Consider the following 24,737-nt stretch of genomic DNA (forward strand, 5'->3'; position numbering starts at 1 on the left):
GACAGACAGGCCATCGTTTGCTGTCTGAGGGAACGAGTCCCCCGATCGTTACGCCATCTGCAGTCTGAACTGCGCCATCGTAGCCTGAAGCTGATCGGACTGCGCTTCCAGCGACTGCGTCGCCGCTGTCGCCTGCTCCACCAGCGCCGCGTTCTGCTGCGCCGTCGCATCCATCTGTGTTACAGCCAGATTGACCTGCTCAATGCCGCGACTCTGCTCGTCAGAGGCCATCGAGATCTCTTTCATCAATGCGGTAACGCGCATGACCTCACCCGAAATCTCATCCATCGTTTCCCCGGCACGCGTCGCCATCTCACTGCCCTCTTTTACACGCGATTGTGAATCGCTGATCAGCGTGCGGATCTCTTTGGCAGCGCTGGCGCTACGCTGCGCCAGCGTGCGCACTTCATTTGCCACCACCGCAAAACCGCGCCCCTGCTCACCTGCCCGCGCCGCTTCCACGGCGGCGTTGAGTGCCAGGATATTGGTCTGGAAAGCGATACCGTCGATCACGCTGAGGATATCGCCAATGCGATTGGCGCTGTCGGTGATCTCATGCATTTTTTCCATCACGTAGCTGACCACCTCAGCACCGCGGTCTGCGGTGTCAGAAACAGCGTTTGCCAGCTTATGTGCCTGCTGGGCATTGCTGGCGTTCAGCCGGACCGTCGCCGTGAGCTGCTCCATGCTGGCGGCGGTCTGCTCCAGCGATGCGGCGGACTCTTCGGTGCGCTGCGACAGATTGACGTTGCCCGCAGCCAGTTCACGGCTGCCGATGTCGATCTGCATACTCGCTTCGCGGACCTGGCTGACCGAGGTGCGCAACGACGCCTGCATGTCGGTCAGCGCACGGTTAAGCCGTCCCAGTTCATTGTTGCTGGAAGGCGGCAGCACCTGCGACAGATCGCCCATCGAAATCTGCTCAAGATGAACGATTGCGCTGTTCAGCGGCAGCAGCAGCAGTCGGCGCAACAGCTGCCAGGCGAGTACCAGCAGTATCAGGGTTAAAATCATCGCCACGGCGATCAGGATTTTCATTTTGGTTTCGTTATGGGCCGCCTGCGCCAGCTGGGCCTGCGTCACCTGCTCTGCGAACTGGCTGAAGTCGGTAACGGCTTTGTTGTAACCCGCCGCCAGCGTCGCCAGGTTGCCTTCCAGCAGCTGATAATATTCGTCGGTATACTGCTTATCCAGCGCGTTCATCATTGGCCTGATGCCCTGGTCGAGATAGGCTTTGTAGCTGGCCGCAATCGCATCCGCCAGCATTTTTCCGTGCGCCGTCACCGTTCCCGCATCCACAAAACGTTTCAGGTTCTGCTGGGATGACACCACATCGGCCTGCGACAGTTTTGTCACCGCTGCCCCCTCTTCCAGCATACCAATCTCAATTTTACGCACCGCCAGCGCAGCGTTGGCGCGGGCTCGCATCAGATCAGCATTGCTCTGATAAAGGCTGTTCAGCTCAATCCCCTGAATGCGGTTGATCACATCCAGCGAGCGATTGCCTTTATTAATTGCCACGATCCCCATAAAACTCACCGCCAACAGCAGCAGTGTCATAAATGCCAGCAGTGCCAGCAACCCCGTGCGAAGTGATATCTGTTTCATCCTGATGATTTCCATGTGTGAGAGAAGGCGAAAATTTAAGCGGCCCTAATGCGGAAGAGGTATCGGCAATAACGGAGTGAAACTTTAACGCTGTTGAATTTCGTGTTAACAACTTGATCATCCCGGCAACATCCCGCAAGCTGATCGCCGCCCCTTTTTTATCCGGAGAAACCGATGAAACCAGGATTGTTTCTGATGCTGCTGCTTGTCAGCACCGCAACGATGGCAGAGGATCTGAAATCCGGGGCGTCCCTTGATCGCTGCCTGGATAAGGCCTCGACCACCCTTGCCATGAACCAGTGCTACGCTGCGGCGACCCAGGCCTGGGATCAGGCGATGAATGCGCAGTACAGCGCGCTGATGGCGCGTCTCAGCGGCGACGAAAAAACAGCGCTGCGCAGCGCACAGCGTGCATGGCTGAACTACCGCGATCGCTGGCTTGAGGCCAGCCGGCATCAGCTCAAAAATCAGGGCACGCTGGGCAGCGTCGCCCTGAGCGCCCAGCAAATGAGTCTGGTACGCAATCAGGCGCTGATGTTGCAGTCCCTGAGTAAAGGCAGTTGCGCGAATCCGGATGATTGCTGACCTCAGCGGCTATGACGCTGGCGAATCAGTGCGCCCTCTCACCTTCAGGAAAACACCATGGCAGCTTACGCCTCAACCCTTATTCTTATCGGCCTTGCCGTACTGAGTTACTTCGTTCACAACACGGCGGTCACGATCTCTATTCTGGTCCTGCTGGTCATAAAACTAACCCCGCTTTCCCACTTTTTTCCCTATGTGGAAAAACAGGGCATTACTCTGGGCATTATTATCCTGACCGTGGCGGTGATGGCGCCACTGGCCAGCGGTTCGTTGCCCGCCTCGTCGCTGATTAAGTCATTTGCTAACTGGCAGTCGATTGTGGCAATCCTGGTGGGTATTTTCGTGGCCTGGCTGGGTGGACGGGGCGTGAATTTTATGAGCGCACAGCCTTCAGTGATTGGCGGGCTGCTGATTGGCACGGTCATTGGCGTCGCATTCTTCCGGGGCGTGCCGGTAGGACCACTGATTGCTGCAGGAATTGTTTCGCTGTTAGTGACCGCGAAGTAGCCTTTGGGCGCATTCCGAAACGCTAAAAAGAGGGCATACTTTCAGAGTCAGTTGGCTATAATAGCCGACACTCAACATACGACCATTGAAGGAATACCCGATGAGTTTGAACCAGGTGCCAGCAGGTAAAGACCTGCCAGAAGATATCTACGTTGTCATTGAGATCCCAGCGAATGCTGATCCGATCAAATACGAAGTTGATAAAGAGTCTGGCGCCCTGTTTGTAGACCGTTTCATGTCTACCGCGATGTTCTATCCGTGCAACTACGGTTACATCAACAACACCCTTTCTCTGGATGGTGACCCGGTTGACGTGCTGGTTCCGACCCCCTATCCACTGGTTCCAGGCTCAGTGATCCGCTGCCGTCCGGTTGGCGTGCTGAAAATGACCGACGAGTCTGGCGAAGATGCCAAACTGGTTGCCGTTCCGCACACCAAGCTTTCTAAAGAGTACGATCACATCAAAGATGTGAACGACCTGCCAGAACTGCTGCGCGCTCAGATCACCCACTTCTTTGAGCACTACAAAGATCTGGAAAAAGGCAAATGGGTGAAAGTGGATGGCTGGGACAACGCAGAAGCCGCTAAAGCCGAAATCATCTCCTCTTACGAGCGCGCTCAGAAGAAATAATTCTGCTGCCGGTTTGTGAGTAAAAAAACACCGTCCATCCGGACGGTGTTTTTGTTCAGGCCTCTGGCGTCTCATCGCGCTTCAGCCAGTCTCCACTTGTGATGCGATGGCGTCCTGCCACTGAGCGTTGATAGACATAAAGCCATGCACTGCCAAACGGCGTCTGAGTCAGATAGCGTTTGTACTCTCCCCCTTTGGTACGGAGCGCATCCAGCTCCGCCAGGGTTGAGGCATCAATGCGGTACACTTCGCAATGTACCGTTCCGTTGCCCTCAATTACGCCGGGATAATGGCCCAGATTGTAAAGCTCAAAGCCTTCAATCTGGTGATCACCCAGCCACTGCGCATTTGTCATCCAGTGACTGTTTCCCTGTTTGCGCCGTAAACTGCCGTAGACAATTATTCGCATTGCTAAAACTCAAACTGATAGAGCAAATCGAGAGCCTGATCCACACCGGACACGGCTTCCAGATAGAGTTTGGGCATCAGGCGGTAACGCAAGGTTAACGTCGCCAGTGAATCAAATATGCCAACACCGTATTTTACCTGCAGACCCGGCAGCACATAGCCGCTGACCTGCACCTGCTGGCTGTCGCCAACACCCGCAGTATCAACAGCAAGATTGCTGACACCGAATGTCTCCCCGATTTTACCCACAACCTGCCCACTTTGTGCAACCCCTAAGCCAACAAGGGCCGAAGTCAGTGCGTTACTGTCGCCATCGCTGCCTAATCCCTGACCACGCAGCAGGTAAGAGAGCGCTTCCTGTTGCGACATCGCCGGATCGGAGAAGACTTCCGCTTTCGGCTCATCCGCCAGGCCGGTGACGCGCAGACCCGCCGTCACACCATCTTCGGTGGCATCCGGATTACGAATCGCTTCAAGGTTAACGTAAGGCTGATCCGGCGGACCGGCAAACTGCAGCTCACCTTTACGTACGATCAGATCCTGACCATAGGCATGGAAACGACCGGAGGGAATGTTGATCTGACCGTTCAGGCCCAGCCCGGATTTATCCTGCACCATCTTCAGGTCGCCATTCAGCTTCGCCTTCAGGCCAAACGCCGAGAGCCGCACATCGTTGCCGACATGGATCACCAGATTACTGTTAATCGGGATCGAGGCGGTTTTCGGTGCAATTGGCTTCAGCTGTTCATCCAGCATCACCTCATCGGACGAAACCCCGGTGGCGCTCTCCGGCACTTCCTGCACCGTAATACGCGCCCACGGAATATCAACCCGCCCATCCAGGTTAAAGGCGGCTGGCGTCGCTTCAAACACCAGATCGGGTGAGACATCCATCCGCACCATCGGCGGTACCGTGACGCGCACCCGGCTACCCTGCGCCGCAATGCGCGCACGCCAGTTATCGAGCTGGCTCCAGTCCGCATTACCACTAAGGTTGATGTTACCCTGCGTGGTCTGCACCAGGCCGTTCAGGGTCGAACTCATGCCGTTGAAGACCAGATTCAGATTAGCATTGGTCAGATCCACCGGCATAAAGTTACCATCCACGTCCACGCCGGTCAGACCCAGCTGGCCAAAGACCTGTGGCTGCTGAATGCTGCCGCCCAGACGCAAGGCGCTGTTCAGGTTGCCCTTGATCTTTTCGCCCTGCATCAGCGCAGGATTCAGCATCGCCAGCGAGAGATTGCGAATATTGACATTCCCCCCCAGTGTGCGACGGTTTTGCGGATCGGTGATCTGCACGTTGCCATCGAGCTGGCCGTTGCCGGCGATACGGAGCAGCCAGTCGAGCTGGGCGCGTCCATTGCGCAGCGCGGCATTGAGGTTGAGCGTGTCAAAGGCGATCGGCAGGTTGTTGCCCTGCACGTCCTGCACCACTTTCACGCCGTTGCCTTTTAGCGCCACGGTGCCGGTCGGTAGTCCGCCGTCTGCGGTCCAGTTCACGCGCACATCTCCGCTGAACAGGCCGCTCAGCTGTGTGGCATCCGGCATAAAGGGTTTAACTATCGCCAGGTCAAAGCGGTTCAGCACCACATGCGCATGGCCTGCTGGCCCGGCTTCAACCGGCTCCGGTACACAGAGCTGCGCATTGGGGTTCTGCCAGCAGTGCGGGCCAATCGTCGCCGTCTGGCGGCTGTTAAGGTAGTCAATTGCCATTGCGCGGGTCAGACGCCATTCTCCGACCGGCGTATCAAAGCGCGTGTCGTTGAGCGACCCTTTCCAGCGTTCGGTCTGGCGATCAAAGCTGCCGTTCAGCGCCAGCTGGCCGGAAACCGGCTTGCCCTGCACAGTGAGCTTCAGCTGATGCTGCTTTTCGTTACCGTCGGCGTTCAGCGTCAGCAGACTGATGTTCAGCGCATCCTGCTTCAGCTGCTCGACGCGCAGTTGCAGCTTGCCCGCGACCTGCTCGCCGGAACGAACGTCACCGTTCAGCGTGACGCGGTTAATCTGCATCTGCTGCCAGCGTAGCCCGCGACCATTGAGGTCGGCCAGCAGCTGTGGCGCTTTCAGGGTGCCGCGCGCTTTAAGAGTGCCGTTAATGACGCCGCCCAGACCCGGCAGCGCATTGTCGAGCTGCGGCGCGTTGATGCTGGCGTCGAGATCCAGGCTGTCGCCCAGCGCCCCTTTGACATCCAGATGGTTGCGGCCCAGCGCCAGTTTGATGCCCGGCACCGTCCACTGGTTGTAGCTGTTACCGGTCAGCGAGCCGTCTGCGGTTACCGCGTTCTGTTTCACATTGCCTTTGAGCTGCAGCTGCGGCACGCTCAGCTGCCAGCTGCCACCATAGAGACTGCCGCGGGTGGTGATCCTGCCATCCAGCCGCGCAGGCCAGTCGGGATACTGTTTTGCCGTGTTGATGCCCGCCAGCGTCAGTTCACTGCGCCAGCTAATCGCTTTGCGCCAGTCCACCAGCGCGGTGAGGTCAATATTGCCCTGCAGCGCGGCAATGCGCAGACGGTCAAGGCTGAACTGTTCGACATTGCCCTTACCGGTCAGCGACACGCTGGCCGGTGGCACCGATTCCCCCTTCACAGCGGTCTGCAGTGACATCACATAGTCGGTGGCCTTGCCTTTGAACTGATAATCCAGCTTATCCGCCTGATACTGCACCGGGCCGGTTAACGGCCAGCGCAGCTGCGGACTGGTCAGCTGCAATGACAGCGGCAGTCCCGCCACCGCCAGCTGCGTCGTGGCATCCAGCTGCGCGCTGACCGGACCGGAGAGGTTCAGCCCCAGCTTCAGCTCGTCACGCATCGCGCCATTCAGTTTCAGCGCCAGCTTTTCGCCTTTAATCGGGTCGGTATTGACCGTGCCGTTCAGGGCGAAATCGACCGGCCAGTTATCCGCCAGCGTCGCCTGTCCGCTGCCGTTAAGCTTGCCCAGGTTCGAGTCCACTTCCAGCGTTGTCAGCTGCATCTGACGATCGGCGGTTCTGGCTTTCAGCAGCAACCGGCTGACCGAAATATCGGTGTCGCCGGTGATACGCAGCTGTTCACCCAGAATCTGCTGCACATCAATATCCAGCGGCAGACGGAAATCAGGCAATGCGGGCAGAAGAGGCTCTGCAAACATCGCCTGCAGCGTTTCACCCAGGGGTTTCTCTGCGGGATGAGGCTGCTGCACTTTCGGCTGTACCACCTCTTCATTCACGACTTTTGCCGCCTTTGGTAGCGCAATCAGCAGGCTTTGAATATGGGTCGGATTCAGCGTCAGCGCGCGATCCTGCCACTGCAGGCCGGTGGTGAAATCGAGCAGCGAGATCGCCGTGTCATCAACCTTCACATTGATATTGTGCAGGCCAAGATGAGTCAGCGTAATCGGGTATGGCGTGCTGAGGTTCGTATTGCCACTCTCCTCTTCCGGCGCTGGCGCGGCAGGCGTCATCTTTTTGCTGTCGACCACTACGCTGATGTCGCGCAGGGAGATGTCGTTTACGCAGACCGACGAGTGCAGCAGGCAGTTAAGATTAACTGCCAGATGGATCTGACCGGCATCCACGCTGACGCCCGGCATTTCGTAACGCAGACCGTTAAGCGTCAGGTTGCGCCAGCCGCCGTCCACCTGCTTGATTGAGAGGCCCGGCACCCAGCGCGATGCGCCCTTCAGCACCAGATGCAGCCCCGGCGTGGTGCCAATTAAAAACGCCACGCCGCCCAGCAGCAGCACCAGAAAAATCAGAATACCGATCAAGACCTTTTTCCACAGCTTCATAGTTCAGGCCCCAGTCCTACGTAAAATTGCAATCCATGCTCCTCGTCATCGCCAATCGGCCTGGCGATATCAAATTTGATGGGTCCGACCGGTGAAGACCAGCGCACGCCGACGCCCGCGCCGGTCTTGACGTTGCTTTGTTTGATGTCGTTCACCGCTTCACCGGAGTCCACAAACACGGCTCCCCACCATTTGCCAGTGACGTTGTACTGATACTCCAGCGACCCGGTAGCCAGTTTTGAGGCCCCCGTGAGTTTGCCATCCTCGTCGCGCGGGGAGATATTTTTGTATTTGTAGCCACGAATACTGCGGTCTCCCCCGGCAAAGAAGCGCAGATCCGGCGGGACTTTGTCGAAATCGTTGGTTTCGATCCAGCCCAGATTACCGCGGGCCACAAAGCGATGACTGTCGCCCAGGGTGCGGATCCAGACGTTCTGCGCCTGCAGGATCAGGAAGTCGACGTCAGACCCCCAGGTCGTGTCTGAGACATCGACGGAATAACGCTGCGTATCACCCCAGGTCGGCATCAGGCCGCCACGCGAACGGGTACGGTTTACGCTGACGCCCGGATAGAGCAGCATGGTGGTATTGGTCACGTTGCCCTGGGTAAAGTGGTCCAGACTCCAGCGCAGGTTGACGGCCTTCTGCCAGCCGCTGCTGCTGTCCCAGTTGCGCGACACGGCAAGCGTGCTGGTATCGGCTTTGGTGTCGTTGAGGTCGGTTCGCTTCAGCCCGCCGGAGAAGGTGTAGTACTGCTCCAGCGGACTTTTCAGCAGCGGCACTTTGTAACTCAAATCGACCTGCTGTTCGGGCGCAGAGACATAGGCACTGGCCGTCAGGCTATGGCCACGGTCATTCACCCAGGGTTTCTTCCAGGTTCCCTTCAGGCGGGGGCCGACATCGGTGGAGTAGCCGACGCCGGTTTCAATGGTGTTTTCGACGCGGGGCGACATGACAGCGTTCAGCGGCAGTACTTTTGTCTTGCGGCCCTTACTGAATTCCGGCGCGACCACCACCGAATTAAACCAGCCGGTGGCGGAGAGACGGCGATTCAGCTCGGCTAAATCGCGGGAGCTGTAGTAGTCCCCCTCTTTAAAGGGCACCAGATTTTGCAGGTACGCTTCGCGGATCTGCGAGCCCTGAAACGTCACGTCGCCAAAGCGATAGCGCTCGCCGCTGTCGTAATCAATGTCCCAGAAAGCTTCATGTCGCTCGACCGACACGCCAAGCTGGCTCTTTTTAAACGTGCCATCGAAGTAACCGTTGCGCAGGGCGAGATTAGAGAAGCCACTTTTGAATTTGTCATATTGCCCGTGATTGAGCTGGGTGCCCACTTTGGGCCGCCCCTGCTTTACCCAGGCTTTGTAATCGGCGTCGTTGCGCGCATCGCCTTCGACCACGATAGTACTGCCACCAATTTTAACCGGCTGACCCGGGGTCACTTTTGCCACCAGCACCGGCCGTCCGCCCTGCGCTGGCGCGGGACGGGATTCAAAGTCGATGGTAGGTTCGTAATAGCCGAGTGCGCGCAGCCCCTCTTTTATCGCGACCGAGACGCGTGCACGAAAGCGGCCATCGTTTGAGACCTCATCGCTGCCAATGGTCGACAGGCGCGCCCTGACATTCTTTTGCAAATCCCCGGTTAAGCCCTCTACCTGCAATCGCACGGTCGCCGCCTCAAGGGCGGGCGCGGCAAGCAGCAGGCTGGCCATGCAATAAGTGTAAAATCGTGGCACCTGTACTCCTGTTAATCATGCCGGCCCCTTTTCCACGGGGCGTTTATTAATCATCTTTGCCCGCACTACCGCGACGGCAACACCCTCATCATAGCCGCACTTTATGGCAAACGGCGACGCTACGCTGACATCTAAGTCAAATAACGTCATATTGTCGGCAAATGACGGGGGCGATACAACTCCTGCGCAAGGGAATGATCGGTCCGGAATGGCGCAGTCAGATAAATCCGGAGCACGCCAGCCGCTCAGGCGTCGTAACTGGGTGATTTTGCCCTCTGGCGGCACGATGAGCGCTCCTGCTATAATCGGCCACCACAGGCATCCCGCCTGTTTTCATTTCTGCCCCGACATCTCATTCTCTGTCGATATGGCGCAGACATTTTTGGCACGGATAGCTCTGTTTCATGGATAAACCCGCTCTGTTTGCGCTTACCCACGCTGCCCAGGCCAAAAATGACATGTGGATAACCCTTTGGATCTCCTATGTTAGATAGCTTACTTGTCATTCTGTTGCTGATCGTAATCAGTGCTTTTTTTTCTCTGTCAGAGATCTCGCTGGCCGCTGCCCGTAAGATCAAACTGAAACTGTTGGCCGATGAAGGCAACGTCAATGCGCAGCGCGTACTGAAAATGCAGGAAACGCCGGGCATGTTCTTCACCGTGGTGCAGATTGGCCTCAACGCCGTCGCCATCCTGGGCGGTATCGTCGGTGACGCGGCGTTTTCACCGGTTTTTCGCGGTCTGTTTGATCAGTTTGTCTCACCGGAGCTGGCCGAACAGCTCAGCTTTATCTGCTCCTTCACCATCGTCACCAGCATGTTTATCCTGTTCGCCGACCTGACCCCGAAACGGGTCGGCATGGTGGCACCGGAAACCATCGCGCTGCGTATCATCAACCCGATGCGCTTCTGTCTGCTGATCATGCGTCCGCTGGTGTGGCTGTTTAATGGCCTGGCTAACGTCTTCTTCCGTCTCTTCAAGCTGCCGATGGTGCGTAAAGATGACATCACCTCCGACGATATCTACGCGGTCGTTGAGGCGGGTGCGCTGGCCGGGGTGCTGCGTAAACAGGAGCATGAGCTGATTGAAAACGTGTTCGAACTGGAGTCGCGTACCGTTCCCTCCTCCATGACCTCGCGTGAGAATATCGTCTGGTTTGATCTGCACGAAGATGAAGCCAGCCTGAAAACGAAAATCGCCGAGCATCCGCACTCCAAGTTTTTAGTCTGTAGCGGCGACATCGACCATATTGTCGGTTACGTCGACTCGAAAGAGCTGCTGCTGCGCGTACTGGGCAATCAGAGCATGGCGCTGAACAGCGGCCTGCAGATTCGTTCCGCGCTGATCGTGCCGGATACGCTGACCCTCTCCGAAGCGCTGGAAAGCTTTAAAACCGCCGGTGAAGATTTCGCGGTGATCATGAACGAATATGCGCTGGTCGTCGGTATCATTACCCTGAATGACGTGATGACCACGCTGATGGGCGATCTGGTTGGTCAGGGGATGGAAGAGCAGATCGTCGCCCGTGACGAGAACTCATGGCTGGTGGAAGGCGGCACGCCGATCGATGACGTTATGCGTGTGCTGGACATCGATGAGTTCCCGCAGTCCGGCAACTACGAAACCATCGGCGGCTTTATGATGTACATGCTGCGTAAGATCCCGAAACGCACCGATTTTGTGAAGTTTGCGGGCTACAAATTTGAGGTAGTGGATATCGACAGCTACCGTATTGATCAGCTGCTGGTGACCCGCATCGATGAGCGACCGCCGGTGCTGAGCATGACTAAAAACGAAGACGAGTAGAAAAAGTCAGGACCTGATTTCAGAGGGTGGGCATCAGTGAAGAAGGTAACAGGCCTGGTTCGGACTGCCAACACAGACCCGCTGACCGCAGAAGCATCAAGGGCGCCATTGGCGCCCTTGTCTTTAGTTGAACTCAAGCTTGAGACGCACGACCTGGCGGTTAATTTCTGACATCACGCTCAGATGCTGTTTGTCTTTGACGCGCGGAATAAGGACTTTGCCCTTATCAAACTCAAACGCGCCAACATCCTTGATATACAACCTTCCTTTGAACAGCGTTTTTACATATTTCGCTATCTGCAGCGGATTATAGCGCTGGAAGATCTTCATACTGACTAACTCCTGTACATTTTTAAAGCACGCTTCGCCGTTTCCAAATTTGGTGCCAGCCCATGAAGCGCGAATTCGCGATAACTATAGAACACTCAGTTTAAGTGGTGTTCCGAAAAGTGAATTTTTTTACTGAATTGACACATCATTACAGAACACTCTGTTATGAGGCCCATACAACACAGTATAAACCTTCATTGTTTAAGGAATTGTGGCGGGCATAACAAACCTGACACCTTTCCAGGACAGGCGCATCATCCCTGCTTACTATTGCAGTAAAATGACTGACTGGTCTGATCACCTAAGGAAATAGCAATGCGAACAATTCTGGCCGCGCTGGCCCTCTCGTTTCTGATTCCGGCAGGCGCTATGGCACACAATTTGAGAGAGGAGACGCGTGTCCCGGCGGTAGGCGTCAACGACAAAGGTGAGCTGATCCTGCAGCAGGAGAAGTTTAGCTACAAAAACTGGAATAGCGCGCAGCTGGGCGGAAAAGTTCGCGTCATTCAGCATATTGCTGGTCGCTCATCCGCTAAGCAGATGAATGCAGCGTTGATCGAAGCAATTAAGGCCGCGAAACTGCCCCACGATCGTTATCAGACCACAACGATTATAAACACCGATGATGCAATACCGGGTACAGGCATGTTCGTGCGAAGCAGCATCGAAACCAATAAGCAGCAGTATCCGTGGTCGCAGTTTATCGTTGATAGCAAAGGCGAAGTGCAGCGTGCCTGGCATCTCCAGCCGGGCAGCTCTGCTATCGTGGTGCTGGATAAACTGGGCAAGGTAAGATTCGTGAAGGATGGTCCGCTAACGCAGGATGAGGTGACACGGGTCATCGCGCTGGTCAACTCGCTGCTGAAGGCGTAACCGCCGAACCCCGGCATAGCCGGGGTTTTCAGGGCTCAGCGCCGGCTTAAAACAGCGAAACGCGAAAGCCAGGGTTAAGAAAGGATTCACGCGGCGTGTAGTCCAGCGTTCTGCCCTGCCAGTCGTGCACATGCGCGCCAGCCGCCATTGCCACCGCATGACCTGCGCCCGTATCCCAGATGTTAGTCGGCCCAAAGCGGGGATAGAGCTGGGCTTTTCCTTCCGCCACCAGACAGAATTTCAGCGAAGAGCCGGTCGCGACGGTCTGATGCTCACCAAGCTGCTTCAGATACTCTTTCATCTCGTCGTCATCGCCATGAGAGCGGCTTACCACCACCAGCGGCGGCCGGGCGTCACGCACATGAATCTGCTCACGCTGACCGCCCTCCTCTTTCCACGCTTTGCCTTCGGCTGCGGAGTACATCACGTCCAGCACCGGCGCGTAGACCACGCCCATCACCGGTTTGCCTGCCTCGATCAGCGCGATATTGACGGTAAACTCACCGTTGCGCTTGATAAACTCTTTAGTGCCATCCAGCGGATCGACCAGCCAGTAGCGCTGCCAGTGCTGCCGCACTTCCCAGGCCGGTGGATCCTCCTCTGACAGAACGGGGAGATCAGGCGTCAGCGCCCTGAGGCCCGCCAGGATCACCTTGTGCGCGGCGATATCTGCGGCGGTGACCGGCGAATCATCCGATTTGTGAGAAACGTCAAGCGGCGCGGCACCGTCATAGACCTGCATAATCGCGTCGCCTGCTTCGCGTGCCAGTTGGCAGATTTGCTCTAACATTTTTCACCTCATTATGTCGATCTGCTGCAGGAAGAGCTCAGCGTCAGATAATGACATTTTAGCAGTTTCGCCTGATGCCACTTTTCAACCGGTTACAGAGCGAACCAATTTATAGATATATCAATACCATAGTTACCGGCTTATCGCCATGCCTGCCCCTGTGTGCCACTGTTGTATCAGAATCTGACGCAGACCGGACGGCTAAAACGTTATATCCATCACGATTTAAAATGACTATCTGTCACGCTTTTACATTATTTTGAGAGCCTTAATTTAATCTGCAGCAGGAGCAAGCATGTTTAAGCCCGGAATGATGATACTGGCCCTGAGCGTTTCCGCCGCCACACAGGCCGCAACGGTGGATTTACGGATACTGGAAACCACCGATCTGCACAGCAATATGATGGATTTCGACTATTACAAAGACACGCCGACTGAGAAGTTTGGTCTGGTGCGCACCGCCACACTGATTCATGCGGCGCGCCATGAGGTGAAAAACAGCCTGCTGGTCGATAACGGCGACATCATTCAGGGCAGCCCACTGGGCGACTATATGGCCGCGAAGGGCTTGCGTGAGGGCGAGATCCACCCGGTCTACAAGGCGCTCAACACGCTGGACTACAGCGTCGGCAATCTCGGCAACCACGAATTCAATTATGGCCTGCCCTACCTGAAAAAAGCGCTGGCGGGCGCCCGCTTTCCCTATGTGAACGCCAACGTGATTGATGTGAAGAGCGGTAAACCCCTGTTCACGCCCTACCTCATCAAGTCTGCTCAGGTTATCGATCGCGACGGCAATACGCAGACCCTGAAGATAGGCTATATCGGCTTTGTGCCACCACAGATTATGGTATGGGATAAAGCCAATCTGCAGGGTAAGGTGCGGGTCGATGACATTACGGAGACGGCACGCCGCCTGGTGCCAGAGATGCGGGCGCAGGGCGCGGATCTGATTATCGCCATTCCCCACTCAGGTCTCAGCAGCGAGCCCTGGCACGCTATGGCCGAGAACTCGGTTTACTACCTCAGCCAGGTAGATGGCATCAACGCCATCCTGTTCGGTCATGCGCATGCGGTCTTCCCTGGCCAGGATTTTGCGGGCATCCGGGGCGCCGATATCTCACAGGGCACACTGAATGGGATTCCGGCGGTAATGCCGGGTATGTGGGGGGACCATCTCGGCGTGGTTGACCTGGTGTTAAGCAATGAGGGTGGGCACTGGCAGGTGAGCAGCGGTAAAGCTCAGGCGCGGCCCATCTACGATACCGCCGCGAAGAAGTCACTGGCGGCAGAAGATCCTGCGCTGGTGAAAGTCCTGGCTGACGATCACCGCGCCACCCGGGAGTTTGTGGCGAAGCCTATCGGTCGCTCTGCCGACGTGATGTACAGCTATCTGTCGCTGGTGCAGGACGATCCTACGGTGCAGATCGTTAACAATGCCCAGCGCGCCTACGTTGAGCATTTTATTCAGGGTGATCCGGATCTGGGCCGCCTGCCGGTACTCTCTGCGGCCGCGCCGTTCAAAGCGGGCGGACGTAAAAACGATCCGGCCAGCTATGTCGAAGTGGAGAAAGGCGCGCTGACCTTCCGTAACGCCGCCGATCTCTATCTCTATCCGAACACCCTGGTCGTGATGAAGATCAGCGGCGCGCAGGTTAAAGAGTGGCTGGAGTGTTCCGCCGGGCAGTTTAATCAGATCGACCCACACAGCCCGAAAACGCAGTCACTGATCAACTGGGATTTCCGCACTTATAACTTTGATGTGATCGATGGCGTCACCTACCAGATCGATGTGACCCAGCCCGCCCGCTACGATGCGGAGTGTCAGCTGATCCACCCGGAGGCATCACGTATCCGTCAGCTGAGCTGGCAGGGCAAGCCCATCGATCCGCAGGCAACCTTCCTGGTGGCGACCAATAACTATCGCGCCTACGGCGGCAAGTTTGCCGGCACCGGCGATCGGTACATCGCGTTTGCCTCGCCGGATGAGAACCGTGCTGTGGTGGCCGCCTACATCAGCGCAGAAACCAAAGCGCACGGCGAAGTGCAGCCAAAAGCGGACAATAACTGGCGGCTGGCACCGATAACCTCCTCCACACCGCTCGATATTCAGTTCGAAACGGCGCCAGGTGAAAAAGCGACCAGGTTTATTCAGCAGCATGCGCAATATCCGCTGCAGCCTGAAGGCACAGATGCGACGGGCTTTGCGTTGTGGCAGGTGAATTTACAGCAGTAACAGGCAGGGGAAACGCTGCAACCCGCGGGTTGCAGCGCTGAAGATTACAGGATTTCCAGCAGTTCGACTTCGAAGACCAGGGTACTGAATGGCGGGATAGAGGCACCCGCGCCACGCTCGCCGTAGGCGAGGTTCTGAGGAATCACCAGTTCCCACTTCGAGCCAACCGGCATCAGGGTCAGGGCTTCGATCCAGCCTGGGATCACGCCGCTTACCGGGAATTCTGCCGGTTCACCACGCGCAACGGAGCTGTCGAACACGCTGCCGTCGATCAGTTTGCCCGTGTAGTGAACGCGAACGCGATCCTGACGTGATGGGATAGGACCTTCGCCCTGCGTGATCACGCTGAATTGCAGGCCCGATTCGGTGCTGTTCACGCCTTCACGCTGTGCATTCTCCTGCAGGAAGGCCTGGCCTTCTGCGGCCATCGCTTCGGTGCGCTCACGACGCACGCCTTCAGCGCGTTCATGCACTTCACGCAGTGCGCGATGAACCACATCAACCGGAACGGCCGGCGAGTTCCCTTCCAGCGCGTCGCGCAGGCCCGCGAGCAGTGCTTCTGGCTGCAGCCCCTGCAGACCAGATTCCAGCAACTGCTGGCCAACCTGTAAACCAATACCGTAACTTGCTTGTGCTTCGACGCTGTCGAAAGAAGGGGTAGTCATCTTCGTTCCTTTCACTCTCGGATAAATTCGAACCGGCAGCATAGCAGCGCAGGCCGCTGGCGTAAAATGCCCTGCATCGCAGATGACTTTTACTGATGAAAAGGAAACAATAGAGCCGTCAATTTTATGAATGCTGGCAGGCACTTCGCGCCAGTATTGCCCATACTATAACTATTGATGGGATTTACCCGTCTCAAGCATACGAATAAGAGAGTCAACATGGGCCAGATTGCCCCACGTCGTCGCAGGATGCGTGCAACACACACCGTTTCCCGGCTGCAGGCCTAGCTGGCCGCACGCAGGCCACAGCGGCCTGCCGGAGAGGAGGAACCCCGAATGGCTTCAGACGCGTCGTCCCGCCTGCCAGCATGGCTTCAGCGTATCTGGCATTTTACCGATCACATCAGCTGGATGGATCCGCTGCCTGCGCCGCACCGGCGCGGCATCGTGCTGGCCCTGCTGGTGATACTGGTCGCGTTTCTCTGGCCCGCCAGCACGCTGCGTTATCCGGTCGAACAGCCCGCGACGCCCTCCGCAGAAAAAAAGGTGCCGATGCAGGCGGATATTTATGATAACAATAGCGGCAGTCGTCAGCCCGCCTCTTCTGCCGCACAGCAGACACCCAGGGCCGATTCTCAGGGGGCATGGCGCAGCCTGACCATCGCCTCGGGTCAGACGCTGGCGCAGCTGTTTCGCGACAATAGCCTGCCGGTGAATGATGTGTTTGCGATGGCGCGGGTGGAAGGTAACGATCAGCCGCTGAGCTCACTGAAAAGTGGTCAGCAGGTGAAAATCCGACAGGATGCACAGGGCACCGTGACGGGTCTGACGGTCGACAGCGCCAGCGGCCCGGTGCTCTTTACCCGCCAGCCAGACGGCAGCTTCATTCGGGCGCAGTAAGCGGCGAACCGTCGCAGAGAGAGTGACAAAAACAAAAACGCCGGCACAGGGCCGGCGTCTTTTTTGTCGTGCTCAGTTAATCAGATTAACCTGCAACAACTTTTACGGTCAGCTTAGCGAATACATCGCTGTGAACCTGGAAGTCCACTTCATGCTCACCGGTGGTACGCAGAACGCCGTTCGGCAGACGAACTTCGCTCTTCGCTACGTCAACGCCAGCTGCAGTAACTGCATCAGCGATGTCGCGGGTACCGATTGAACCGAACAGTTTACCTTCATCGCCTGCTTTAGACGTGATGGTCACGGTGCCCAGTGCATTGATCTTCTCAGCGCGTGCAGTAGCTGCAGACTGAACGTCAGCCAGTTTGGCTTCCAGTTCAGCGCGACGTGCTTCGAAATACTCAACGTTTTTCCTGGTGGCAGGAACAGCTTTGCCCTGTGGTACCAGGAAGTTACGAGCGTAGCCCGCTTTAACGTTAACCTGATCACCCAGGCTGCCCAGGTTTGCTACTTTATCAAGCAGAATAACTTGCATTACCTTATCCTCTTAAAGTCGTTAATGGACAGTTGCCGATTACTGATGACGATCAGTGTACGGCAGCAGAGACAGGTAACGCGCGCGCTTGATGCAGCGAGCCAACTGACGCTGGTATTTTGCACGAGTACCGGTGATACGGCTCGGGACAATTTTACCGCTTTCGGTAATGTAATTTTTTAACGTTGCGATGTCTTTGTAATCGATCTCAACAACGCCTTCCGCGGTGAAACGGCAGAACTTGCGACGACGGAAATAACGTGCCATTAGGCTAGTCTCCAGAATCTATCAATTCAATCTGCTCGGCATGGAACACCACTTTGCTCTGGCCATTTCGTGCCTGATGGCAACTAATGAAACCGTCGAGTGTGAGTTGCGTGCCGACCGTTATATGTTGAGTAATCACCTGATGGACGCTGCCACTGATAATCACAGGCATACGACACCAGGCTTGCCGATGAAACCCGGCCTCCTCCTGCACTGAGCGGTGCTCAAGCACAAACTGACAGTGCGGAATTCCTGACGGACTCACTCTTCGAACCGGTGTCCTGCACACAGTGCCTGACAGGCGAAGCCGATTGACCGTCACGATGGATTACTCTTCAGAATCCCCAGCATCTGACTCATCAGCGGATTCGTTAGCAAAATCTTCGCGACGATCACGACGCTCATCTTTCGCTTTAACCATCGGTGATGCTTCAGTTACCGCGTGTTTAACGCGCATAACCATGCTACGGATAACGGCGTCGTTGAAGCGGAAGTTTGTTTCCAGCTCATCGATCACTTCCTGCGGCGCTTCAACGTTCATCAGAACGTAATGCGCTTTGTGCAGTTTGTTGATCGGGTAAGCCAGCTGACGACGGCCCCAGTCTTCCAGGCGGTGAATCGTGCCCTGTGCACCAGTGATAGCACCAGTGTAACGCTCGATCATGCCAGGAACCTGTTCGCTCTGGTCAGGATGAACCATAAATACGATTTCGTAATGACGCATCGAAATTGCTCCTTACGGATTATTCAGCCTCCTGTCGGGGTCAGCCGCGGCCCATGGAAGCAAGGAACGTTATAGGCTGTGTCCCACAAAAGTTCGCAATCGCGAGCGCTTGTGGGACACAGCCTGAGAATGCGGCTGAAAAATTGACGCGTAATCATACTGGCGACCGCGCCCGAACTCAAGCGCACATTTAAACAAATCGCGGGCGTCGTGCCAGAACCTGTGCCTTTTTGTGCTAATGGCGGGAATACAGCAGCTTAATCGCAGGTTGTTCAAAAAGGCTGATGATGAGGTTCAGAGGGACGCACTGGCGATAATGTCGCCAGTCGCTAAAATTTACTGAGACGCTGCCGGTGCCTGAGTGACAGCGTTCAGAGTGTGTTCCCTGAAGTGAGGAGTCGGACATGAAAAGGTTCGTCATCGCCACCCTCCTGGGTCTCTTCCTGTCTCTACCCGCTCTTGCCAGCCCCGCTGACTGTGCGCAGCAGATAAGAAGTCACAGTAGCGAAGTGGCATCGGGTTACGTCTACGTTAACCGGCTCGATACGCCGGAAAGAAACCCGGTCGGTATGCCTGCCAGCGCCGCAAAAAAAGCGTCTGCCCACTGGTAAGGCCGTTACAGACGGGCGGCAGCGCCACGCGCCCCCCGTCTGCATTACAGATGGTGGGTGAAAAAGCTCACCAGCGCCGTCAGGGCCGACGGGGTGATCTTATGCCCAATCGCTTTTTCGGAGAGCACAGTCAGATGCTGCGCCAGTCCCTTGTCACGTAGCGCCCTCTCCAGCCGCACGCTTTCCGCCCAGGGCACCACCTCATCCGCCTCACCATGCCATAGCAGCAGTGGACGATCTGCCAGGGCTTCCAGCCGGTTACAGGGGTCATACTCCGCCAGCGGGGCCATGCGGGCGGCAAACTGTGCCTGTCGCGCTGGCGTGTCGGCCACCCGCGGCGGAAACAGCGACTGGCTGAGCTGCATAAAATAGCCTGAGCCCATCATACAGGCGACACTCTGGATCTGCGGATAGCGCGCCATCGCGCCCAGCGCGGTCATGCCGCCCATCGAGGCTCCCGCCACCGCAAAACGCCCCTCTGCAATCAGGTTGCTGCCATGCAGCGCGGCTTCCAGCTGCGGCAGTTCATCGATGTTCTGTTTCAGGATCTCCCAGAAGCGGTCAAGACGAGCCTCTGCGTCACCGTAATAACGCGCGCCGTGCAGCTCGGCGTCCGGCATCACCGCCCGGAATCCGGCCTGCGCCAGGGCCACTGCGAAGTAGGCATAGACCTCTTTAGATGAGGTAAACCCGTGATAAAACAGCACGGTGGGCAGCGGCTGATGCCGTTGTCCGGCGGGGGTGGCGTGCAGACAGTCGATACCGGCCAGCGTGTCGGTGGTGAGTTCGATCATGGTCTCTCCTGAAGGGGGAAAACAGGGAGTTCAAGTGTACGCGCTGCACAGGCGTTTGCGAAATCGCCTGCGCGGCAGACGCCGTTATTATCGCGCTAAACTTTTTCTGCGCATTGCCGTTGATGGTGTACCCCTCTAACTTATTCAAAGGTAATTTATGAAGCGTCTCTCTCTCAGCGGACTGAGTCTTGGCGTTAAGCTGTCAGTTATGACGTCCCTGAGCGTAGCGCTGCTGTTGCTGGTTCTGACACTGACTCAAAGCCACAATGCTTCGCGCCAGCTGGAAAATCTTGCCATCGATGACATGCACAATCAGGTGCAGGGCATCAGTGAAATGGCCTCTATGTTTAATGCCACCCTGACCGAAGAGGTGACACACTACACCAGTCTGTTTACCAGTTTTCTTCCTAAGGGTTTCAGCCTGGATGATACCGCCAGAGTGCAGGTGGGTGACTTTTCAACGCCGGTGCTGCGCGCCGGATTAAAGACGCTGAACCTCGATCAGACTGCCGTCGACGATTTCACCGAACGCACCGCCGCCGTCGCCACCATTTTCGTACGCGACGGCGATGATTTTATCCGTATTTCAACCTCGCTGAAAAAGCAGGATGGCAGCCGCGCGATTGGCACCCAGCTCGACCGTAGCGGTGCAGCATGGAAAAGCGTTCATCAGGGCAACGTCTATCAGGGTCTGGCTACTCTGTTTGGCCATCGCTACATCACACAGTATCAGCCGGTCAGAGATGAGCGTGGCAACGTCGTCGCCATCCTGTTTGTTGGCGTAGGCATTGATAAACAGTATGCGATGATGCGTGAAAAGATCCTGGCGCGCCGACTGAGCGACAGCGGTCGCTTCTTTGTACTCAACGGTACGCCCGGCAAGACGCAGGGCCAGTATCTGTTCGCACAGGAAGATGAAGGAAAACAGCCCGCGTGGGACAGCGCCATCTTAACGCCTTTGCTGACGCAGTCGCAGGGTATGCAGCAGGTAGAGATCGACGGTGAGCAAAAGATCCTGGCCTGGCAGCATCTGCCGGGCTGGAACTGGGTCATCACCGGCGAAGTCAACCAGGCCAGCCTGCTTGCCCCCATCATGCAGAGCCGGAACCTGTTCCTGATCACCGGACTGGTGCTGGTGGTGATCTTTGCGCTGGGGTATGTCTGGTACAGCCGTCGGGCGATTACCCGTCCGCTGCAGCAGGTTATTCATCTGGCGGAGCAGTACGCTGCCGGTAATCTGCAGGTCCATCTGGAAACCCCGCGACGTGACGAAGTGGGCCAGCTGATCATCGCCATTAACGGCATTGGCAATGGCCTGGAGAAAATCGTCAGCCAGGTGCGTGGTGCCGCCCAGGAGATCAGCCAGGGCACTGACACTATTGCGGCCAGCAGCCATAACATCAGCGAGCAGATCGGGCGTCAGGCCAGCAGCGTGGAGGAGACGTCCGCCAGCATGGAGCAGTTTGGTGCCACGGTTGAGCACACTGCAGACAGCCTGCGTCAGGCGATGTCACTGGTGGCCGAAGCCAGCGAGATTGTCAGTCATGGCAGCCAGACGGTGATTCGTTCGGTCAGCACCATGTCGGCCATTAAGGTTTCCTCGCAGAGCATTGCGGATATTACACACGTCATTGAGTCGATCGCCTTCCAGACCAATATCCTGGCGCTGAACGCCGCGGTGGAAGCCGCGCGCGCTGGTGAACAGGGTCGCGGTTTTGCGGTAGTCGCCGCCGAAGTGCGCGCACTGGCGCAGCGTTCTGCGCAGGCCGCCAAAGAGATTGACGGGCTGATTGCGACCTCCATCGGCAACGTGGCCGAAGGTCATCAGCTGTCTGAGCAGACGCGCGATGCGATGACCGACATTGTGACGCACATCGAGCAGGTGCAGGCGCTGATGGGCGAGATCAATGTGGCGGCGCAGCAGCAGGCGGCGGGCATTGGTCAGGTCAATCAGGCGATGAACCAGATCAGCCAGGCCACGCATCAGAACAGTGAACTGGTGGCTCAGGCGGAGAACAGCGCACAGAGTCTGAGCGATAAAGGACATCACCTGACGCAGCTGGTCAGCGTTTTCAGCCTGAAATCCTGACGACGTTCAGGGCGATGACATACACTTACTGTTTCGTCCTGAACCGGGGGTTGCTATGCGTTCCGTTTATTTACTGGTGATAAGTCTGTTGCTGGCAGGCTGTTCCGCGCTTGAGACAACACCTAAAGCGCCGCCCGCACCGACGTCGCAGGCGCAGGAGATATCACGGGCGCAGAGTGGCGGTTTACCGAGGCTGGGCAACATTACCGTCAATGTGCACGGGTCGCCGGATGATGCGCAGCGGGCCGTTGCCGCGCAGGCGAATCAGGCTGGCGCCGCTTACTATCAGATTGTGATGCTGAGCGAAACGGTCATGCCGGGCTTATGGTACGCCAGCGCCATACTCTATGGCGCCTCACCGGCCGCAGGCGCGCGCCAGTAGCCGCTCGATCACGACCGGATCCAGCGGACGTAAACCGCGGGGATCGAGCCACTGCTGGCACCAGGCATCGGCCAGCGGCGGTTCGGCATATTTCAGCAGCTGCGCGCCTGTTGCCAGCTGCAGCAGCGCGCGGGTTACCTCGCGTGCCTGCTCTTCAGGCACCTGACGGAGTTTCAGCCGCAGCTGACGCCAGCCGGCATCAAAGTGACGATTACTCCCTTTCACCGTCTCAAATTCCTGGTTCAGCATTGTCATCACGTCGGCATGACGGCCAAGCACGCGCAGAACATCCAGGCACATGACGTTGCCCGATCCCTCCCAGATACTGTTCACCGGCATATCACGATAGAGACGAGGCAGCTCACTCGCTTCGCAGTAACCGATGCCGCCCAGCACTTCCATCGACTCCGCTACAAATGGCATTCCTGCTTTGCAGATCTGATATTTCGCTGCCGGGGTCATTAGCCGGGCAAAAGTGGCCTCATGTGCGTTTGCCGGTTGTGACCAGGCGCGCGCCAGCCGCATCAGCAGCGCGGTTTGTCCCTCCAGTTGCAACGCCTGCCGGGCCAGCACCTGCCGCATCAGGGGCTGCGCCAGCAGACTCTTGCCCATGACCTGACGCTGATGCGCATGCCAGAGCGCTACTGAGAAGGCGCGGCGCATCTGGCCATGGCTGCCGAGCGCGCAGTCGAAACGTGTCATCCCGGCCATTTTCAGGATCAGCCGCACGCCTTCGCCCTCTTCTCCCAGCAGCCAGCCGGTCGCGTCGCGGAACTCCACCTCACCGCTGGCGTTCGAGCGATTGCCCAGCTTATCTTTGAGCTGTTCAAGCTGAATGGCGTTACGTGTCCCGTCGGGCAGCAGGCGCGGCAGGAAAAAGCAGCTTAAGCCGACAGGCGTCTGAGCCAGCACCAGATGTGCATCGCTCTGCGGCACGGAAAAGAACCACTTGTGGCCGGTCAGCCGGTAAGCTTCGCCGGGGCCTCGCGTGTCCAGCGGTTCCGCGCGGGTGGTACTGATAAGCAGATCGCTGCCGCCCTGCTTTTCTGTCATTCCCATCCCGATCAGCAGCCCCCGTTTCTGGTCGCCAGGCTGGGCATGAGTGTCGTAACGATCGCTGAGCAGCGGATCGATCCAGTCTTCAAACTGGGCGGGCAGCCAGCGCTGAAGCAACGGAATCGCTGCATGCGTCATCGTCATGGGGCAAAGCGTGCCCGCCTCTACCTGGGCGTGCAGAATAAAGCGCGCCGCGCGCGCCACACCCGCCTGCTCACGTACCGTCGGTTGCCAGCTGAGGTTATGCAGCCGGCTGGCACAGACGCCCTGCATCAGTAAGTGCCAGGCGGGATGAAAACGGACCTCGTCCAGGCGCTCGCCCCGGGCGTCGTAGCGCAGCAGTTCAGGGGGTTCTGCATTGGCAAGCCGGCCCAGCTCCAGCGACTCGGCGCTGCCCAGCTGCTGGCCCACCGACGCCAGCCATTCCCGATCCCAGCCGGCCCCTTCGCGAGACAGCGCCTCGCCGAGCGGCGTATCAGACAGGAAGAGGTTGCTGTTGCTCAGAGGATGAGGCTGATTAAAAACGGTGTGTGTTGTCCAGGTCATAACCACTCCTTACGGAAGTCACTCAGTCAGTATGCGAGTGACGCAAGGTTATGCCTGGTACAGAAACGAATGTGTGGCGGGGATCACAGGGAAAATCAGGCGTTGCGCTGGCGCACCGCTTCGAACAGGCAGACACCGGTTGCGACTGACACATTCAGTGAAGAGACGCTACCCGCCATCGGAATGCTGATCAGCTCATCACAGTGTTCGCGGGTCAGACGACGCATCCCTTCGCCTTCCGCGCCCATGACCAGCGCCATCGGGCCGGTCATTTTGCTCTGGAAGACCGTATGGTCAGCTTCACCTGCGGTACCGACCACCCAGATGTTGTACTCCTGCAGCAGACGCAGCGTACGGGCCAGGTTAGTGACACGGATCAATGGCACACTCTCGGCCGCCCCACTGGCCACTTTTTTAGCGGTGGCATTCAGCGGCGCAGAGCGATCTTTTGGTACGATAACCGCGTGAACGCCCGCCGCATCGGCACTGCGCAGACAGGCTCCCAGATTGTGCGGATCCGTTACGCCATCCAGTACCAGCAGGAAGGGTTTTTCCAGACCCTGCAGCAGGTCCGGCAGGTCGCCTTCCTGATACTGACGGCCGGGTTTCACCCGGGCGATGATCCCCTGATGAACACCACCTTCAACCTGGCTGTCGAGCCATTTGCGCTCCGCCAGCTGAATCACGATCCCCTGAGCTTCCAGCGCGGCAATAACAGGTTGCAGGCGACGGTCGTCGCGGCCTTTGAGGATAAAGACTTCCTGGAAACGTTGTGGGTTACGTTCCAGCAGCGCCTGCACGGCGTGGATACCAAAAATAATTTCGCTCATCGATCTGCTCAGTGTTTAGAAATAAATGAATAACCGCCCTCTCTTTGGGAAGAGAAG

24 protein-coding genes are annotated in these 24,737 nt (G+C 57.2%); 10 read left to right on the forward strand and 14 right to left on the reverse strand.

The features are described from left to right. Positions 1-48: 48 nt before the first annotated feature. Positions 49-1,608: a methyl-accepting chemotaxis protein gene (locus ACLHDD_RS13130; RefSeq protein ID WP_427104466.1), complete on the reverse strand. Its 1,560-nt coding sequence runs from the start codon at positions 1,606-1,608 to the stop codon at positions 49-51. A gap of 174 nt (positions 1,609-1,782) precedes the next feature. Between ACLHDD_RS13130 and ACLHDD_RS13135 the strand changes: the two genes are divergently transcribed. The 3 genes from ACLHDD_RS13135 (at position 1,783) to ppa (ending at position 3,331) form a co-directional block, all read left to right on the forward strand. After that, a complete protein-coding gene (locus ACLHDD_RS13135) occupies positions 1,783-2,193 on the forward strand; it encodes a lysozyme inhibitor LprI family protein (RefSeq protein ID WP_427104467.1) in 411 nt (136 codons plus the stop codon). Between the two features lie 57 nt (positions 2,194-2,250). Continuing rightward, positions 2,251-2,700 (forward strand): DUF441 domain-containing protein, encoded by a 450-nt coding sequence (locus ACLHDD_RS13140; protein ID WP_427104468.1) that lies wholly within the window; start codon positions 2,251-2,253, stop codon positions 2,698-2,700. A 100-nt stretch (positions 2,701-2,800) separates the two neighbouring features. Then, entirely contained in the window at positions 2,801-3,331 is a 531-nt protein-coding gene (ppa, locus tag ACLHDD_RS13145) for an inorganic diphosphatase (protein WP_111139235.1), read from the forward strand. Positions 3,332-3,386: 55 nt separating this feature from the next. Here the strand turns inward: ppa and ACLHDD_RS13150 are convergent, their stop codons facing one another. The 3 genes from ACLHDD_RS13150 to tamA are packed head-to-tail and all read right to left on the reverse strand — an operon-like array spanning position 3,387 to position 9,222. Continuing rightward, positions 3,387-3,740, reverse strand: a complete 354-nt coding sequence (locus ACLHDD_RS13150; protein WP_427104469.1) for a gamma-glutamylcyclotransferase family protein — start codon at positions 3,738-3,740, stop codon at positions 3,387-3,389. A gap of 2 nt (positions 3,741-3,742) precedes the next feature. After that, positions 3,743-7,510 carry an autotransporter assembly complex protein TamB gene (gene tamB, locus ACLHDD_RS13155; RefSeq protein ID WP_427104470.1) on the reverse strand — a complete coding sequence of 1,256 codons (3,768 nt, stop codon included), beginning with the start codon at positions 7,508-7,510 and terminating at the stop codon, positions 3,743-3,745. Then, entirely contained in the window at positions 7,507-9,222 is a 1,716-nt protein-coding gene (tamA, locus tag ACLHDD_RS13160; protein ID WP_427105215.1) for an autotransporter assembly complex protein TamA, read from the reverse strand. The genes tamB and tamA overlap by 4 nt, the downstream gene beginning before the upstream one ends. A 507-nt stretch (positions 9,223-9,729) precedes the next feature. On the opposite strand from tamA, the gene ACLHDD_RS13165 reads away from it, so the two are divergent. After that, positions 9,730-11,052 (forward strand): hemolysin family protein, encoded by a 1,323-nt coding sequence (locus tag ACLHDD_RS13165; protein WP_427104471.1) that lies wholly within the window; start codon positions 9,730-9,732, stop codon positions 11,050-11,052. A gap of 123 nt (positions 11,053-11,175) precedes the next feature. Here ACLHDD_RS13165 and ACLHDD_RS13170 read toward each other — a convergent pair whose 3' ends face one another. Then, positions 11,176-11,382, reverse strand: a complete 207-nt coding sequence (locus tag ACLHDD_RS13170) for a DUF1107 domain-containing protein (protein WP_003855513.1) — start codon at positions 11,380-11,382, stop codon at positions 11,176-11,178. Between the two features lie 315 nt (positions 11,383-11,697). Between ACLHDD_RS13170 and ACLHDD_RS13175 the strand changes: the two genes are divergently transcribed. Then, positions 11,698-12,255, forward strand: coding sequence for a YtfJ family protein (locus tag ACLHDD_RS13175; RefSeq protein ID WP_427104472.1), 558 nt, complete (start codon positions 11,698-11,700; stop codon positions 12,253-12,255). 46 nt (positions 12,256-12,301) lie between these two features. Here the strand turns inward: ACLHDD_RS13175 and cysQ are convergent, their stop codons facing one another. Further along, positions 12,302-13,045 carry a 3'(2'),5'-bisphosphate nucleotidase CysQ gene (cysQ, locus tag ACLHDD_RS13180; RefSeq protein ID WP_427104473.1) on the reverse strand — a complete coding sequence of 248 codons (744 nt, stop codon included), beginning with the start codon at positions 13,043-13,045 and terminating at the stop codon, positions 12,302-12,304. A gap of 295 nt (positions 13,046-13,340) precedes the next feature. On the opposite strand from cysQ, the gene ACLHDD_RS13185 reads away from it, so the two are divergent. Next, the gene (locus tag ACLHDD_RS13185; protein ID WP_427104474.1) at positions 13,341-15,281 is read left to right on the forward strand and encodes a bifunctional 2',3'-cyclic-nucleotide 2'-phosphodiesterase/3'-nucleotidase; all 1,941 of its coding nucleotides are present in this window, start codon (positions 13,341-13,343) and stop codon (positions 15,279-15,281) included. Positions 15,282-15,325: 44 nt separating this feature from the next. On the opposite strand, the gene fklB is transcribed toward ACLHDD_RS13185, so the two are convergent. Then, the gene (gene fklB, locus ACLHDD_RS13190; protein ID WP_313655310.1) at positions 15,326-15,946 is read right to left on the reverse strand and encodes an FKBP-type peptidyl-prolyl cis-trans isomerase; all 621 of its coding nucleotides are present in this window, start codon (positions 15,944-15,946) and stop codon (positions 15,326-15,328) included. A 336-nt stretch (positions 15,947-16,282) separates the two neighbouring features. Here fklB and ACLHDD_RS13195 point away from each other — a divergent pair, with 336 nt between their 5' ends. After that, positions 16,283-16,846 carry an OapA family protein gene (locus ACLHDD_RS13195; RefSeq protein ID WP_427104475.1) on the forward strand — a complete coding sequence of 188 codons (564 nt, stop codon included), beginning with the start codon at positions 16,283-16,285 and terminating at the stop codon, positions 16,844-16,846. Between the two features lie 85 nt (positions 16,847-16,931). Here the strand turns inward: ACLHDD_RS13195 and rplI are convergent, their stop codons facing one another. Genes rplI through rpsF form a run of 4 tightly spaced genes read right to left on the reverse strand, consistent with a single transcriptional unit; the run spans position 16,932 to position 18,372 of the window. Beyond that, complete coding sequence (gene rplI, locus ACLHDD_RS13200) at positions 16,932-17,381, reverse strand: 50S ribosomal protein L9 (protein ID WP_046102603.1); 450 nt, start codon at positions 17,379-17,381, stop codon at positions 16,932-16,934. Between the two features lie 39 nt (positions 17,382-17,420). Continuing rightward, a complete protein-coding gene (rpsR, locus tag ACLHDD_RS13205) occupies positions 17,421-17,648 on the reverse strand; it encodes a 30S ribosomal protein S18 (RefSeq protein WP_002210155.1) in 228 nt (75 codons plus the stop codon). A 4-nt stretch (positions 17,649-17,652) separates the two neighbouring features. Beyond that, entirely contained in the window at positions 17,653-17,970 is a 318-nt protein-coding gene (gene priB, locus ACLHDD_RS13210; protein WP_427104476.1) for a primosomal replication protein N, read from the reverse strand. Between the two features lie 6 nt (positions 17,971-17,976). Beyond that, complete coding sequence (gene rpsF, locus ACLHDD_RS13215) at positions 17,977-18,372, reverse strand: 30S ribosomal protein S6 (RefSeq protein ID WP_307569309.1); 396 nt, start codon at positions 18,370-18,372, stop codon at positions 17,977-17,979. 404 nt (positions 18,373-18,776) lie between these two features. Here rpsF and ACLHDD_RS13220 point away from each other — a divergent pair, with 404 nt between their 5' ends. Next, positions 18,777-18,983 carry a hypothetical protein gene (locus ACLHDD_RS13220; RefSeq protein ID WP_427104477.1) on the forward strand — a complete coding sequence of 69 codons (207 nt, stop codon included), beginning with the start codon at positions 18,777-18,779 and terminating at the stop codon, positions 18,981-18,983. A gap of 44 nt (positions 18,984-19,027) precedes the next feature. Here the strand turns inward: ACLHDD_RS13220 and yjfP are convergent, their stop codons facing one another. Continuing rightward, positions 19,028-19,777 (reverse strand): esterase, encoded by a 750-nt coding sequence (gene yjfP, locus ACLHDD_RS13225; RefSeq protein ID WP_427104478.1) that lies wholly within the window; start codon positions 19,775-19,777, stop codon positions 19,028-19,030. Positions 19,778-19,934: 157 nt separating this feature from the next. Between yjfP and ACLHDD_RS13230 the strand changes: the two genes are divergently transcribed. Both ACLHDD_RS13230 and bsmA read left to right on the forward strand, forming a co-directional pair. Further along, positions 19,935-21,866, forward strand: coding sequence for a methyl-accepting chemotaxis protein (locus ACLHDD_RS13230; RefSeq protein WP_427104479.1), 1,932 nt, complete (start codon positions 19,935-19,937; stop codon positions 21,864-21,866). Positions 21,867-21,921: 55 nt separating this feature from the next. After that, positions 21,922-22,248, forward strand: a complete 327-nt coding sequence (gene bsmA, locus ACLHDD_RS13235) for a biofilm peroxide resistance protein BsmA (RefSeq protein ID WP_427104480.1) — start codon at positions 21,922-21,924, stop codon at positions 22,246-22,248. Here bsmA and ACLHDD_RS13240 read toward each other — a convergent pair. Continuing rightward, entirely contained in the window at positions 22,222-23,850 is a 1,629-nt protein-coding gene (locus ACLHDD_RS13240; RefSeq protein ID WP_427104481.1) for an isovaleryl-CoA dehydrogenase, read from the reverse strand. The two genes, bsmA and ACLHDD_RS13240, sit on opposite strands and share 27 nt — an antisense overlap. Before the next feature lie 95 nt (positions 23,851-23,945). Continuing rightward, complete coding sequence (rlmB, locus tag ACLHDD_RS13245) at positions 23,946-24,680, reverse strand: 23S rRNA (guanosine(2251)-2'-O)-methyltransferase RlmB (protein WP_427104482.1); 735 nt, start codon at positions 24,678-24,680, stop codon at positions 23,946-23,948. Between the last annotated feature and the right edge of the window lie 57 nt (positions 24,681-24,737).

The organism is Pantoea sp. NSTU24, from assembly GCF_050157905.1.
GTDB lineage: Bacteria > Pseudomonadota > Gammaproteobacteria > Enterobacterales > Enterobacteriaceae > Pantoea.